Here is a 14,795-nt window from a genome sequence, read left to right on the forward strand (position 1 = left end):
TTCTTCTACAATTCCCTCCCCTTCATTCTTTAATTTTTTTACGGAATTCACGAGGCGAAATACCCATCACTGTCGTAAATATTCTACTAAAATGATAAGGGTCGTTATAACCAATTGTATAAGCAATCTCCTTTACTCTTAATTTGCTATGTTCTAACAAGTTACAAGCTTGTTGAACTTTGAGGAAAGTGAAAAAGTTGATAGGAGAACTCTGTACTTTTTGCCGAAAAACAGCCGAAAAATGTGAGGCAGACATGCCTGCTACATCAGCTAATTGTTCTAATGTCAACGTCTCTGTAAGGTGTTTTTTCATATAAGCAATTACCTTACTGATAGGGTCAGTTTCGGTTGATAACGGTGGATTAGGGTTAAAAACTGAAGCTTTGAAAGTAGTAAGAAAATGGGCAAATTGCGAATTAGCATAAACAATGTTATCATCATTGAATGACATCTCGATATGCGAAATAATGTCATCAAACATGGCTAAACGCTGATGGTTGGGGGGTAAGGCTACAGGAGAATAGTCTTTGGTATTCTCAAACAAAAAATTGATATAGTGGGTCGACAGCGTACCAATAAAATGCACCCAATAGATAGTCCACGGATTATCGATATTTGCGCCATAACTATGTGGAACGTTGGCTGGAATAATAAAAAAATGGTCTTGATTGACAAGATACTTCTGGTTATCTATCATATACCATCCTTGACCCTCCACGCAGTGTATCAAAATATGCTGTCCACAGCCATTCTTACGCTCGCAAGCATGATGATTTGCCTTGAGATAATATCCAATATCTGTAATATGTAAGGTCTCAACCAAAGGGTGCTTGGCAACTCTAGTCAGTAATTCATGAGGCATAATGTATGTCCTCTGTCCTAAAAAGCCTTCTTCTTTAATAATCATTCAAATACCTATTAATAATATTATCTATGTTTTTCATAATAAGAGTCATGTAAATGTAAGACTTGAACAGGTAAATTTGCAATTATATGTTGGCATATTTAAATAAATAAGTATAAATCAAGTATAGAAATACGCGATTTATATGACTTGAGTTTTTTGCCATTTCATCCATAGAGATGATATTTTCCAGTACATTATCCATCTTTATAGGATAAAACTAATGGCTGGTGTATGCTATGAACTTTCACTGGATTTAGTATTATATAAATATTTCAAACTCAAAACCTATCATTCACAATTGTTACTTATTGTATATTTCAAATATTATTTTATAAATAGACGGGAAAAAGCGCATTCAAAATCATTTAGCATTTGAATAAAGTTTTGAGTATTAATTGTTTTGATAACTAAGAGTCACTTCATTGTAAGATTCGAAAAAAATATGAATACCATCAAATTAATCTTTATCAGTTCGATTGTCATTATTGGGGGATATTCTCTGTATTCATTGAATAAGAAAGGCAATGAGGTAGATTATAGTACACAAGTAAAACCCATTTTGAACAAGCACTGTATTGCTTGCCACGGAGGTGTAAAAAAGCAAGGAGGATTTAGTTTGCTATTTAGAGAAGAGGCTTTGGGCAAAACCGAATCAGGAAAGCCAGCTATTATTCCAGGAGATGCTGAGCATTCAGAGTTTATTATCAGACTTACCCATAAAGACCCAGAAGAAAGGATGCCTTTGAAAAAAGAGCCTTTAAAAAAAGAAGAAATTGAAATATTAACAAAGTGGGTTAATCAAGGAGCTAATTGGGGTGAGCATTGGGCTTTTGTAAAACCAACAATGCCTGCTGTGCCGAACAAAGGTTTTTTTGCAGGATTCTTTAGTTTGTTTGGGGATAAATGGGAGAAAAATGATATTGACTATTTTGTAAAAAATAAATTGGAAGAAGAAGCATTAAAGCCTTCTAAACAAGCTGAAAAGTCAATATTGTTAAGAAGACTTTGTTTGGATTTGACAGGCTTACCGCCTACCGAAAAACAAATAGAGACGTTTATGAAAGATGATAGCGACAATGCCTATGAGAAAATAGTAGATAGCTTGCTGGCATCCTCACAATTTGGCGAACGATGGGCAGGAATGTGGCTGGATATGGCTAGATATTCAGATACAAAAGGCTATGAGAAAGATGAAGGCAGGAATATCTGGCAATACAGAGATTACGTCATCAAGGCTTTTAACCAAGATATGCCTTATACTCAGTTTATTAAAGAACAATTGGCAGGAGATTTATTGAAAAACCCAAGCGAACAACAATATATCGCTACGGCCTTTCATCGTAATACGGTTAATAACGACGAGGGGGGTACGGATGATGAAGAGTTTAGAAATGCTACCATGGTAGATAGGGTAAATACGACGTGGGAGGTATTTCAATCAACCACCTTTGCTTGTGTGCAATGCCATTCGCACCCTTATGACCCTATTCGTCATGAAGACTATTATAAATCAATGGCGTTTTTCTACAATACCCGTGATGAGGATGTACCAGATGATTCTCCTTACCTTAGACAGTTTAATAAGCCCGAAGACAAGGCAAAACTAGAGGGTTTACAAACTTGGTTGAAAACTAATTTTAGTACGCAGCAAGAAAAAGATATCACGCAATATTTGACTTTTCTAGAACCTAAAATTCATCCGCACGCAGGCGACCAATTTATCAATGGAGCATTGGCTGACAATAAATATTTAGGCGTAAGAAATGGCGGTTCGGTAAGGTTTAAATCTTTGCCTGTGGAGGGGAAAAGCCAGCTTTTAGTAGCATATGGAAACAAAACTGGAAGTGCTACTTTGATGGAAATTCGCTTAGGCTCATTGACAGGGAAAGTACTCACGACGATAAAATTAGATACTACTCAAAAGGGAGGATGGACCAACTCATGGGATTATCAATTATACGATTTACCTAAAATGAACGGTCGACAAGACTGGTACTTGACTTTCAAGAATACAAAAATTAAACCAGATCAAAGTACTTGTGTGATTGGGAGTTTTACATTATTACCTGAATTTCCCGGAAAAGGAAAACCTGATTATGCTGAAAAAAAGCAATCCTTTTTAGAATTAGTAAGGGCAAATACTGAAAATACGCCCGTTATGCTTGATAATCCTCATGAATATGCCCGACAAACGAATGTTTGGGAAAGAGGAAGTTGGATGGCAAAAACAACAATAGTACAACCTGATATTCCTAAAGCCTTGGGAAGATTACCGAAAGGAGCGCCTAAAAATCGTTTGGGTTTGGCCATGTGGCTAGGAAGCAATGAAAATCCTTTGACTGCCAGAGTAGCAGTGAATCGTTTTTGGGAGCAACTTTTTGGAACTGGCTTGGTAGAGACATTAGAAGATTTTGGTACACAAGGTTTCACGCCTACCAATGCAGGATTATTAGATTTTCTAGCGATAAAATTTATGGATGAATATCAATGGAAGCCTAAAAAACTATTGAAAGAAATGGTCATGTCGGCAACCTATCAGCAAGATTCAAAAGCTAATGAAGATTTATTAGAAAAAGACCCGATGAATCGCTTGTTAGCTCGTGGGCCAAGAGTACGTTTGTCTGCCGAACAAATCAGAGACCAAGCCTTGTTAGTAAGTGGTTTATTAAGTTATAAAATGTATGGTAAAAGTGTAATGCCTTATCAGCCAGATGGCATTTGGAATACGCCCTATAGCAACATGGCTTGGAAACTTAGTGATAAGGAAGATAAATATCGACGTGCGTTATATACTTACTGGCGCCGTTCAACGCCTTATCCATCCATGATAACTTTTGATGGAGCAAACCGTGATATTTGCTTGGCTAGGAGAATCAGGACTAATACGCCTTTGCAGGCACTTGTTACATTAAATGACCCCGTTTATTTAGAATGTGCTAAAAGTTTAGCCAAAAAGATGGAATCTAGCGGAGGAACAATTGATGAGCAAATCACGAAGGCTTATGAATTAACGATGTGTAAAAACATTACAGACAAGAAACTAGGCATCTTGAAAAAGCTTTATACTAACACACTAATAACGTATCAGAAAAGTAAAAATGAGGCCAATATGCTATTGAATATTTGTCCAGACGATAATATCAAACCCAAAAATATTCCCGACTTAGCCGCCAAGACTTTGGTAGCAAGCACCTTGCTGAATTTAGATGAGTTTATTATGAAAGAATAATGTAGTGAGTTGTGAGTGTGGAGTTTAGAATGAGGAGTTTTCTATTATCATATCTGCGAAAATCAGCGAAAAAATCTCTGAAATCTGCGGGTAAAAAAACTCCTGTAGCCAATTAATATAAAGCTTAATAGCAATTATGAAAAACTTACAAGAAGAACTTCTTTTTGAAACGCTTCGTCATGAAACACGTAGGCATTTCCTAAAACAATGCACTACAGGTTTAGGAATGATGGCGATGGGTTCTTTGCTACAGAGTTGTGGAGGCAATCAGCCTTCGGCTATGGCGAATGTTGCTAATCCTTTATCACCTAAAATGCCTCATTTTGCAGGAAAAGCTAAGTCTGTTATTTACTTGCACATGGCGGGTGCTCCTTCGCAATTAGAGTTATTCGACTATAAGCCAGAATTGATGAAATTAGACGGACAGCTTTGTCCTCAGTCATTTTTAGAAGGGAAAAAATTTGCCTTTATTCGTGGCGTACCTCAGATGATGGGCCCACAGGCAAATTTCCAGCAAGTAGGTCAGAGCGGAGCATGGATGTCTGATAAAGTGCCACATTTGCAAACTGTGGCGGATGATATTTCTTTCTTGAAAGCCATGTACACCGACCAGTTTAATCATGCTCCCGCACAATTGCTTTTGCATACAGGTTCGGCACGTTTAGGGCGACCAAGCACGGGTACATGGGCAACGTATGGGTTAGGTTCTGAAAACCAGAATTTGCCTGGCTATATGGTGTTAACATCAGGAGGAAAAAATCCTGACGGCGGAAAAGCATTATGGGGAAGTGGCTTTTTGCCTTCTGTTTATCAAGGAGTACAATGCAGAAACCAAGGAGAACCAGTTTTATATATTTCTGACCCATCAGGAGTAAACCGTGACATCAGAAAAAATACGATTGATGCCATCACTGAAATCAATAAGGAATCATATCAGGAATTTCACGACCCTGAGACCTTAGCCCGAATTTCGCAATACGAAATGGCTTTTAAAATGCAGACTACTGTGCCTGAGGTAATGGATATTTCTAAAGAACCAGCCTACATTCATGAAATGTATGGTACTGAAATGGGAAAAGAATCTTTTGCCAATAACTGTTTATTAGCCAGAAAATTAGTAGAACAGGGAGTGCGATTCGTACAATTATTTGATTGGGGATGGGATTCGCACGGAGGCGCTTCTGAAAGCAGTGATGTTGTGAATGGCTTAACCCACAAATGTGCTACCGTCGACAAAGCCATTACTGCACTGATACAAGATTTAAAGCAACGGGGATTATTAGATGAAACCTTGATTGTGTGGGGTGCCGAATTTGGTAGAACACCTATGCAAGAAAACCGTGAAGGCAAAGCAGCGGCTTTTAAAGGAAGAGACCACCATACTGAAGCCTTTACGGTTTGGATGGCAGGCGGAGGCATCAAAGGGGGATATTCTCATGGTGAAACTGACCCTCTTGGATATGTAGGCACGAAGGATAGAACGTCTGTTTTTGACTTGCAAGCTACCATTATGCACTGCTTAGGTTTCAATCATGAAGAATTCACTTATCCTTTTCAAGGTAGAAACTTTAGATTAACTGACACGGCAGGAAAAGTGATTAAGCCTGTGCTGTCCTGATTAAACAGGATAGTATGAATAGAGTATAATTGACTAGTTGTATCTTACTCTTTTAAATCAAACATTATAAACTATTATGAGAAAGATACAAATAGCCTTGTTGGCTTTATTAACAAGTTTGTCAACATTTGCCCAGACTGGTTATACGCCAAGTCCCGAAAACATTAAAGCACGGGAAGAATTTGAAAAAGCACGTTTTGGAATGTTTATTCACTGGGGCTTATCGAGTGTTTTGGGTGATGGAGAGTGGGTAATGCAAATTAAAAATATTCCTGTAAAAGATTATTCAAGACTCCAAAAAACCTTCAATCCTGTTGATTTTAATGCCAAAACGTGGGTAGATATTGCTAAAGGTGCAGGGATGAAATACATTACCTTGATTACTCGTCACCATGATGGCTTTAGCAATTTCGATACAAAGCAGTCGAGCTGGAATATTATGAATACGCCTTATAAGCGTGATATTGTAAAGGAATTAGCAGACGAATGCCATAAACAAGGGATTAAAATCTGTTTCTATTATTCTTTGTTAGACTGGTACCGTGATGATTATCCTTATGAAACAGGAAAAACTGGAAAAGGAACGGGTCGTACTAAAAAGAGTAATTATGCCAGCTATTTGGCTTTTATGAAAAGTCAATTGACAGAATTATTGACAAAATATGGTGAAGTATCGGCCATCTGGTTTGATGGACACTGGGATCAGCTAGATAACGACCATGACAAAACTTTGCAATCAAAAATTGATTGGAAATATGATGAGATTTATGGCTTGATTCACAAACTTCAGCCTCAATGTTTGATTGGCAATAACCACCATTTAAGTCCACTACCAGGGGAAGATTTTCAGATGTTTGAACGTGATTTACCAGGAGAAAACAAAGGAGGATTGAGCGGACAAGATATTTCAGCGTTGCCACTTGAAACGTGCGAGACGTTGAATGGGGCATGGGGATATAATATCAAAGATGAGCATTATAAAACACCTAAGCAATTGGTAGACTATTTGGTGCGTGCTGCTGGCTACGGTGCCAATTTTCTATTAAATGTGGGTCCAATGCCGAATGGAGAAATTCAACCAGAGTTTGTAGAACGTTTGGCAAAAGTAGGAGAGTGGACTAAAGTGTATGGAGAAACCATTTATGGTTCTAAAGGAGGATTTATTCGTCCGCAGGAATGGGGTGCTGTTACTGAAAAAGGGAACAAAACTTATCTTCATTTATTGAAATACAAAGACGATAAGTTTATGTTGAAAATTCCTCAGGCTTTCAAAAGTGCGAAGTTGTTTAAAAATGGCACTCCTATTAAGTTTCAGAAATTAGATAATAACTATTTCGTATTTGATATTGCGTCATTGGATAAAAACGAATTAGATAACGTCATAGAATTGGAAAAATAGCATGAAAATAGAAAAGACAATTCCTTTATTGAGAATCTTTGATGTCGATAAAGCCCGAGAGTTTTATATTAATTGGCTCGGTTTTCAAGAAGACTGGGTACATCAGTTTGAAGAAAATACGCCTTATTATATCCAGATTTCAAGAGGGGAATTGACTTTTCATCTTACTGAGCATTACGGAGACTGTACTCCTGGAGGAAAAGTTTTTATTGACTGTTCTGATTTAGAAAGTTTCTTCAACGAATTACAAACCAGACCCTATAAATATTATCGCCCGTCTATAGAAGAAGCTTTTTGGGGTGCAAACATCATGAACTTAACTGATCCTTTTGGAAACCGATTAGTATTTAACGAATATAAAAAAACAGTATAATCAATGAACGAGCATCAATCAAGAAGAAACTTTCTTAAAACCAGTAGCTTTGCAGTGGGTTCAGGTCTAATAGCAAATTCAGTCTCAGCTAATAAGATTCAAAAGAACATGGAAAACGTTGTGATTGGGCACAATTCACACAAGTACAAAGTAATAGCAGGGTGGGGCGTATTGGATGCAGACAAAAACCCTGTGAACGATTGTCACGAAATGGTGGAAGATGCCAAAGGACGTTTGATTATGTGTACCAATGAAACCAAAAATAATATCTTGATTTATGATAAATCAGGGAAATTATTAGATGCTTGGGGAACCACCTATCCAGGTGCACACGGTTTAACGATTGCTAACGAAGGCGGAGAACAGTTTTTGTTTATTTGCGATAATGCTCGTCACCAAGTAATTAAAACGGATTTGAAAGGGCGTGAAATAATGAAGCTTGAATACCCTAAAGAAACAGGCGTTTATGAATCACCCAATCGTTTTGTGCCTACCGAAACGGCTGTTAATCCTGTCAATGGAGATATTTATGTAGCCGACGGATATGGGTCGCAATACATTACACAATACGATATAAAAGGAAGATATATCCGTCATTTTGGAGGGTACTCTCAAAAATATACAGATGATAAATTTGATACTTGCCACGGTGTTTTAGTAGATACGCGTGATAAGAAGAATCCAACGTTATTAGTAACTGACCGGGCCCATTCTTGTTTAAAACGCTTTACTTTAGACGGTAAATTCTTAGCAGTCTATCATTTACCAGGCACCTTTGTTTGTCGCCCAGTATTGCGTGGTGATTATATTTTTGCAGCTGTTTATAGAAGCTCTGACCTCTCTTGGAATAATTCAGGCTATATTCAGGTATTAGATAAAGATATGAAAGTAGTTTCAACACCAGGGGGCTCAGAACCAACGTATAAAGATGGTAAATTACAACGTCAGTACAAAGACGACCCTAATCAAGTATTCATGCACCCACATGATGTATATGTAGATTCAGATGAAAATGTGTATGTTCCTCAATGGAATTCTAAAAAAACGTATCCTATTAAATTAGAAAGAATTGCGTAGGAGGGATGAGTTTTTTTGACACTATAATTATAAAAATCATCTATCATGACTAGCGAGGGACTTGAGTCCCTCGCTAGTCATGATAGATGATTTAGCTTAACATAAAAAAGACTCATGTCATGACTTTGCTAGCTTTATCATACTTGCCAAGTAATTGGAAGTCATGCCATGAGTGACCAAGAACTCACAGCTCATTGCTCAAATCTGATTGCTAAAAGCTCAAAACAATAAACAATGATTTTATTACAAACGAATGTTCCTTCTGATTGGGCAATGTTTTTTGGACATTTTCATCCCGTAGTAGTTCACCTACCTATCGGAATGCTGATGATTGCTGCCATATTAGAACTTATTTCTCGTAAAAAAGGACTCGAATCTTTACAACCTGCTATTGCGCCCATTTTGTTTTTGGGCATGATTACGGCAGTTATATCTTGTATTTTTGGTTATTTGCTTTCTACTTCTGGTGAATACAATGAAGAAACATTGTTTCTTCATCAGTGGATGGGTATTGGTGTTGCACTCGTTGCATTGGCGGCTTGGTATATGAAAGTGAATTGGCAACAAGACTCTACCATGAAGAAGGCCTATATGCCTGCTGTTTATTTAATCGTGATTTTATTAACAGGAACAGGACATTTGGGTGGAAATATGACGCATGGTGAAGACTATCTATATGCTTATACACCCGAACCTTTTCGTTCGATAGCAGGATTACCTCCACGAACAAAAGGAGGGGCAGGAGCTAGAAAGAAAATTGAGAATATCAATGAAGCATTGGTCTATCAAGATATTGTTGCCCCAGTGATGGAACAAAAATGTTGGTCTTGCCATAATGCTAATAAAATCAAAGGAGGATTGAGAATGGATACGCAAGCGCTTTTAATAAAAGGTGGAGAAAATGGAGCCATCATTAAAGCAAATGATGCCGCCAATAGCGAATTAATCAAACGCTTGCTATTGCCAGAAGAAGACGAACACCACATGCCACCGAAAGGAAAAACGCCTTTGAGCGAGCAAGAAATCGCACTTTTGCATTGGTGGATTCAAAACGGAGCAGCCTTTGATAAGAAAGTAGCACAGCTAAAACCAGACGAAAAAGTAAAACCATTCTTAGCATCTTTGAGTAGCGGAGGAGAAACGAATACTACTAGTGGCGGAGAAAGTATCTCACCCGTATTTAATGAAAAAGTATCAGCCGCCGCTGAAAGTGATATTCAGAAACTAACAGCTATGAATGTTGTAGTAATGTCTGTATCAAAAGAACAGCACTTTTTAGATGTCAACTTTGTGAATGCTCGTACTTTTGATGATTCAAAAATAAATCTTTTGACCAACCTATCGGATCAAATTATATGGTTAAAGTTGGGTAGTACAAAGATTACAGATAAATCTTTGGCTGAAATTTCTAAATTAAAACATTTAACGCGTTTACATTTAGAACACACATCAATTACAGATGTTGGGCTAGCCCAACTAAAGGATTTGAAGTTTCTGGAATACATCAATTTATTTGATACCCAAATAAGCGATACAGGTATTAAAGAATTGGCAAAATTGAAAAGTTTAAAAAAAGTATATTGTTGGCAAACTAAAGTTACTAAGCAAGGCGTATTAGCTTTACAAAAAGCATTGCCGAATGTAGAGGTAAATATTGGGTGGGAAGATAAAATACCTACTAATGATACCAATAAAGTAAGTACTCAGAAGGTAGTAGCTAAATAAAATTAAGCAAAAACTACATTTATAAATACGGGTTAAATACGGTACACTTTACCGTATTTAGCACATTGTTCTACTTGCCAAATTTTGGGAATATTGTTATGTAAAATCCTCCTAACATAGCAATGCCATGATACCACAACATATTCTGCCAATCCAATTCAAATTAGGGAAAAGATATACTTTTTTTGCGAATGAGATTATATTTTTTGAAGGAGAAATCAATTATACACGCATTCACTTTGCCTTTGGAAAAACAAAGGTTATCGCTAAAACCCTTTCTAAAGTTGAAGGAAGAGTTAACACCGATTCATTTCTGAGAATCAATAGAAAGTATTTAGTAAACCAGAAGTTCATTCGAGAGGTAGATAAGTATGACCTTATTTTGTTAGATGGCAGAATCCTTCCAATTTCACGCAGAAAGCGGTTTTTGCTTGACTGACTAAATCGATTTAATACAGATTTGCGATATAACAATAACTTTACTCATTGTTGCTTTGGTTTATTTTTCCGAAATTGTGCCTTAGTAATGTTGATTTTTTACTCTTTTACGCAACTATTATATACACTTAGTGTTTATTAAAAGTAAATAGAGTAAGAATGATTTTACTAATTTACCAGAGAGATTAACCCAAATAAGACTATATCATAGAAAGGTAGTCAATCCAACAATGATACAAATCGATATTGCTGCACTTCGTGAAAATTATAGCAAGGGCAGTTTAGACGTTCAAGACGTAAGTATTTCTCCGATAGAACAATTTCAAAAATGGTTTCATGAGGCTATCGCCAGTAAATTGCCAGAGCCTAATGCCATGATTGTCTCTACGGTTGGCAGTGATGCTAAGCCTTCGGCAAGGATTGTTTTGTTGAAAGGTATTGATACGGGCTTTACTTTTTATACAAATTACCTTAGCAAGAAAGGCACAGAATTAGCCGAAAACCCTAATGCGTGTATTACATTTTTTTGGAATGAACTTGAGCGACAAGTCCGTATTGAAGGAACAATTGAAAAAGTAAGCGCCGAAGAATCAGATGCTTATTTTCAAAGCCGTCCGTTAGGAAGTCAAATAGGAGCTTGGGTTTCTAATCAAAGCATGGTGATTGAAAATAGGGAAGTGCTTGTAGAAAGAGAAAAATATTTAAGAGAAAAGTTTGGAGATAATCCCATTCCTCGTCCTCCACATTGGGGAGGTTATCGCTTAATACCAACTTATATTGAATTTTGGCAAGGTCGCCCGTCAAGGCTTCACGATAGGATTGCTTATACAAAATTAGAAGAACACGTTTGGAAGATAGAACGCCTATCGCCTTAGGTGTGGTAATGCTGAGTGATTTATTAACAAAATCACTCAGCAATCCATTTACCAATCACTATTTACTACTCACTACTTCAAATCGAACAAATTAGTTACCCCAATTTTTTTGTAAGACGTATAGCCCTCGCCAAACTCCGCACCAATACTATGTCCCATTTCACGATTACGTGCTTCCACAAATTTCAAAAATGCAGGAGAAGAAAGATATGAATCAGGATCTTTAGAAGTTGGGTCATAAAACTGACTTCTGAAAGCTCTGATTGAATCTTCTTTTTGTTGCCAATAAGCCGAAATATCTACTACAAAATCAGGATTAATATATCTATCCTGAATATAATGATACACATTTTTCGGACGCCAAGCTTGTTGTGCTGTTCCATCGTCCTCAAATGTTTCAACCATCCGTAATCCTGATTTAAAACATGAATCTACTGCTAACTCACAGCCTTTAATATGGTCAGGGTGACGGTCGTTAATAGCATTGGCTAAAACGATTTCAGGGCGGTAGCGTCTGATTACCCTGATTAATTTCATCAGATGTTCTTCGTCATTGACAAAGAAACCATCTCTAAAACCAAGGTTTTCGCGTGCATGAACTCCTAGAATTCTGGTAGCTTCAACCGATTCAGCTAAACGGATTTCGGGGGTTCCCCTAGTTCCTAACTCCCCACGAGTAAAATCAACGATACCCACTTTTTTGCCTTGCGCTATTTGCATACAAATCGTTCCAGCACAACCTAATTCGGCATCATCTGGATGTGCCGCCATCACCAATATATCTAACTTCATTGTAATATAAATTCTTATTTCTGAATTGAAAAACGTTGCAATTTAAACAGGAAATTGAGCTAAAAAACAAAAAGAGCCAACAGATTTTGGTGCTGTTGGCTCTTTTTAAATATTATTACTATTAATTAATGAATTCTAAGTCTTCTTCCAATTCTCAAACTAGCAGAAATTCTCATACCATTCATTCTAGCTAATTTATCTACTGAAATGCCTGCTCTGTTAGCGATAGAATATAATGAATCACCAGAACGAACGGTTGTCCAAGCAGTTCTACGTGTTTTTACTTTTCTAGCACTTGAACCATATTCGTTATCCAATGAAAGTCCGTAGGTATCAAAAACTCTAGCAGAAATCAATACATGGTCTGAAACAGGTTCAGTTCTTTCACCAGAAAAATTAAACACATAAATAGCAGGGTTGAAAGGGTTGCCTTCGTAACGAGTCTCAAAGTGCAAGTGCGAACCTGTACTTCTTCCTGTACTACCGCCCAAACCAATTTGGTCACCAGCTTTTACATAAGCGCCAGATTCAAAGTTTTTAGCAGATAAGTGACCATACAATGTTTCTAAACCATTGTAATGGCGAACTACTAAGAATTTACCATATCCACCACCGTCATATCCTGAAACTCTGACGATGCCATCAAAGGCAGCATATACAGGGTCGCCAGTTTCTAAATCTAAATCAACACCTGAGTGCATTCTTCCCCAACGAGGACCAAATACAGATGTTAATTTTGGTGCTGTGTTTGGGACAGACCAGTACCTTCCTTGTTCTTTATTAAATAGCTCAATATCTACTACGTCGTCAAAATCTTTTGGATTAATATCATAAGGGTCGATATTAGTAGCATCCCAAATAGAGAAATAGGTCGCTACTGACACAAAATCATCACTACCTTCTGCTCTGGTCTCTTCTTCAATCTCAACGATTAAAGGCTCTCTTTCGTCAACAGATGTTGTATCAAAAATACTAATCGAAGAATTTAGTTCTTTAGCAGGTTCAAATTTTGAAGAAGCAGTAATAGCCGACGAAGTAGCCACTGGTTCAGGAACATAGTCTGTCCTGAATTGCAGTTTGGGCAATTCATCTAAGGCTTCGTCTAAATTTTTGTTGCTTTTGTCTTTTGCATTTGTTTTCACATTAATCTTAGGGTTTTTCTTGAAACTCCCAGATTCTTGTGAAAAAGAAATGAATGAAACCAAACAAAATACTAAGACTAATAAATTTTTAATTGTATTCATCTGAAATAAAATTAATAAAGAACTAAGACGCCATCAAACGATGTGCTGTTAATGTAAATCATTTTCAGCTAACCATCTTTCTGCATCTAAAGCCGCCATACAGCCAGTTCCTGCTGCTGTAATTGCTTGACGATAAATATTGTCTTGTGCATCACCAGAAGCAAATACACCTGCAATATTAGTACGGCTCGACCCTTTTTCTGTTATGATATACCCCGCTTCATCCATATCCAAGAAACCTTTGAAAATGTCTGTATTAGGTTTATGACCAATTGCTACAAAGAAACCTGTTACTGGTAAAACAGTCGTTTCGTTTGATACTGTATTTTTTACTCTTACGCCTGTTACACCTCCGTCATCTCCTAATACTTCATCTGTTGCTGTATTCCAGTGCATCTGAATTTTAGGATTTGAGGTAACTCTTTTTTGCATAATTTGTGAAGCACGTAACTCATCACGGCGTACAATCATGTGCACTTTTGAACAAAGGTTCGCTAAATAAGTAGCTTCTTCTGCTGCTGTATCCCCGCCACCAACGATTGCTACTTCCTGATTACGGAAAAAGAAACCATCACAAACAGCACAAGCTGATACTCCACGACCATTAAAAGCTTGTTCTGAAGGCAATCCTAACCACTTGGCCGAAGCTCCCGTTGAAATGATAACGGTATCTGCTAAAATTTCGTGTGTATCGTCAATGAAAACTTTTTTTGGACTTACTGAAAAATCTACCGAAGTAGCCATTCCATAACGTACATCAGTACCAAATCTACGAGCCTGCTTTTCTAAGTCTTGCATCATTTCTGGTCCTTGAATTCCATTAGGATATCCTGGGAAGTTCTCTACGTCGTTGGTTATTGTTAACTGCCCGCCTGGTTGTGGGCCTTGATACATTATCGGTGTCAATCCTGCACGTGAAGCGTAAATTGCTGCGGTGTAACCCGCTGGTCCTGAGCCTATAATAAGGCATTTGGTATGCTCTGCCATTGTTAAGTTTAATACTTTTTTTACTTAATCCTTGTAATATTTATACTAGTTTGCTAGTAAAATTAGAACAAAAATTTATACGTAAAAATTGCAGATAAAATCCAGAATGCCAAGAAATTATTCAAAATGAA

At 37.2% G+C, this 14,795-nt stretch carries 12 protein-coding genes; 8 read left to right on the forward strand and 4 right to left on the reverse strand.

Translation table 11 applies throughout. From position 1 onward, the window contains the following. Window positions 1–22: 22 nt before the first annotated feature. Window positions 23–907, reverse strand: a complete 885-nt coding sequence (locus AC1RNE_RS16750) for an AraC family transcriptional regulator (RefSeq protein WP_492802405.1) — start codon at window positions 905–907, stop codon at window positions 23–25. 442 nt (window positions 908–1,349) lie between these two features. On the opposite strand from AC1RNE_RS16750, the gene AC1RNE_RS16755 reads away from it, so the two are divergent. The 8 genes from AC1RNE_RS16755 to pdxH all read left to right on the forward strand — a co-directional run bounded on the left by AC1RNE_RS16755 (window position 1,350) and on the right by pdxH (window position 11,641). Further along, complete coding sequence (locus tag AC1RNE_RS16755; protein WP_492802406.1) at window positions 1,350–4,136, forward strand: DUF1553 domain-containing protein; 2,787 nt, start codon at window positions 1,350–1,352, stop codon at window positions 4,134–4,136. A 136-nt stretch (window positions 4,137–4,272) separates the two neighbouring features. After that, window positions 4,273–5,754 carry a DUF1501 domain-containing protein gene (locus AC1RNE_RS16760; RefSeq protein ID WP_492802407.1) on the forward strand — a complete coding sequence of 494 codons (1,482 nt, stop codon included), beginning with the start codon at window positions 4,273–4,275 and terminating at the stop codon, window positions 5,752–5,754. 76 nt (window positions 5,755–5,830) lie between these two features. Continuing rightward, window positions 5,831–7,153: an alpha-L-fucosidase gene (locus tag AC1RNE_RS16765; RefSeq protein ID WP_492802408.1), complete on the forward strand. Its 1,323-nt coding sequence runs from the start codon at window positions 5,831–5,833 to the stop codon at window positions 7,151–7,153. A 1-nt stretch (window position 7,154) separates the two neighbouring features. Beyond that, window positions 7,155–7,526 carry a glyoxalase superfamily protein gene (locus tag AC1RNE_RS16770; protein ID WP_492802409.1) on the forward strand — a complete coding sequence of 124 codons (372 nt, stop codon included), beginning with the start codon at window positions 7,155–7,157 and terminating at the stop codon, window positions 7,524–7,526. Between the two features lie 3 nt (window positions 7,527–7,529). After that, entirely contained in the window at window positions 7,530–8,603 is a 1,074-nt protein-coding gene (locus AC1RNE_RS16775; RefSeq protein WP_492802410.1) for an NHL repeat-containing protein, read from the forward strand. Between the two features lie 234 nt (window positions 8,604–8,837). Then, the gene (locus tag AC1RNE_RS16780) at window positions 8,838–10,328 is read left to right on the forward strand and encodes a c-type cytochrome domain-containing protein (protein WP_492802411.1); all 1,491 of its coding nucleotides are present in this window, start codon (window positions 8,838–8,840) and stop codon (window positions 10,326–10,328) included. 127 nt (window positions 10,329–10,455) lie between these two features. After that, window positions 10,456–10,767, forward strand: coding sequence for a LytR/AlgR family response regulator transcription factor (locus AC1RNE_RS16785; RefSeq protein ID WP_492802412.1), 312 nt, complete (start codon window positions 10,456–10,458; stop codon window positions 10,765–10,767). A gap of 229 nt (window positions 10,768–10,996) precedes the next feature. Next, a complete protein-coding gene (pdxH, locus tag AC1RNE_RS16790) occupies window positions 10,997–11,641 on the forward strand; it encodes a pyridoxamine 5'-phosphate oxidase (protein ID WP_492802413.1) in 645 nt (214 codons plus the stop codon). Between the two features lie 72 nt (window positions 11,642–11,713). Here the strand turns inward: pdxH and bshB1 are convergent, their stop codons facing one another. The 3 genes from bshB1 to trxB all read right to left on the reverse strand — a co-directional run bounded on the left by bshB1 (window position 11,714) and on the right by trxB (window position 14,664). Further along, the gene (gene bshB1, locus AC1RNE_RS16795) at window positions 11,714–12,433 is read right to left on the reverse strand and encodes a bacillithiol biosynthesis deacetylase BshB1 (RefSeq protein WP_492802415.1); all 720 of its coding nucleotides are present in this window, start codon (window positions 12,431–12,433) and stop codon (window positions 11,714–11,716) included. Between the two features lie 125 nt (window positions 12,434–12,558). Continuing rightward, complete coding sequence (locus tag AC1RNE_RS16800; RefSeq protein ID WP_492802417.1) at window positions 12,559–13,677, reverse strand: peptidoglycan DD-metalloendopeptidase family protein; 1,119 nt, start codon at window positions 13,675–13,677, stop codon at window positions 12,559–12,561. Between the two features lie 48 nt (window positions 13,678–13,725). Next, entirely contained in the window at window positions 13,726–14,664 is a 939-nt protein-coding gene (gene trxB, locus AC1RNE_RS16805) for a thioredoxin-disulfide reductase (RefSeq protein ID WP_492802419.1), read from the reverse strand. Window positions 14,665–14,795 lie beyond the last annotated feature (131 nt).

This window comes from Arcicella sp. GW822-FHT02H01 (assembly GCF_058802005.1).

Bases quoted from the DNA above. Each gene is read 5' to 3' on its own strand.
- AC1RNE_RS16750 (WP_492802405.1), bottom strand. From the start codon at position 907: ATGATTATTAAAGAAGAAGGCTTTTTAGGACAGAGGACATACATTATG.
- AC1RNE_RS16755 (WP_492802406.1), top strand. From the start codon at position 1,350: ATGAATACCATCAAATTAATCTTTATCAGTTCGATTGTCATTATTGGG.
- AC1RNE_RS16760 (WP_492802407.1), top strand. From the start codon at position 4,273: ATGAAAAACTTACAAGAAGAACTTCTTTTTGAAACGCTTCGTCATGAA.
- AC1RNE_RS16765 (WP_492802408.1), top strand. From the start codon at position 5,831: ATGAGAAAGATACAAATAGCCTTGTTGGCTTTATTAACAAGTTTGTCA.
- AC1RNE_RS16770 (WP_492802409.1), top strand. From the start codon at position 7,155: ATGAAAATAGAAAAGACAATTCCTTTATTGAGAATCTTTGATGTCGAT.
- AC1RNE_RS16775 (WP_492802410.1), top strand. From the start codon at position 7,530: ATGAACGAGCATCAATCAAGAAGAAACTTTCTTAAAACCAGTAGCTTT.
- AC1RNE_RS16780 (WP_492802411.1), top strand. From the start codon at position 8,838: ATGATTTTATTACAAACGAATGTTCCTTCTGATTGGGCAATGTTTTTT.
- AC1RNE_RS16785 (WP_492802412.1), top strand. From the start codon at position 10,456: ATGATACCACAACATATTCTGCCAATCCAATTCAAATTAGGGAAAAGA.
- pdxH (WP_492802413.1), top strand. From the start codon at position 10,997: ATGATACAAATCGATATTGCTGCACTTCGTGAAAATTATAGCAAGGGC.
- bshB1 (WP_492802415.1), bottom strand. From the start codon at position 12,433: ATGAAGTTAGATATATTGGTGATGGCGGCACATCCAGATGATGCCGAA.
- AC1RNE_RS16800 (WP_492802417.1), bottom strand. From the start codon at position 13,677: ATGAATACAATTAAAAATTTATTAGTCTTAGTATTTTGTTTGGTTTCA.
- trxB (WP_492802419.1), bottom strand. From the start codon at position 14,664: ATGGCAGAGCATACCAAATGCCTTATTATAGGCTCAGGACCAGCGGGT.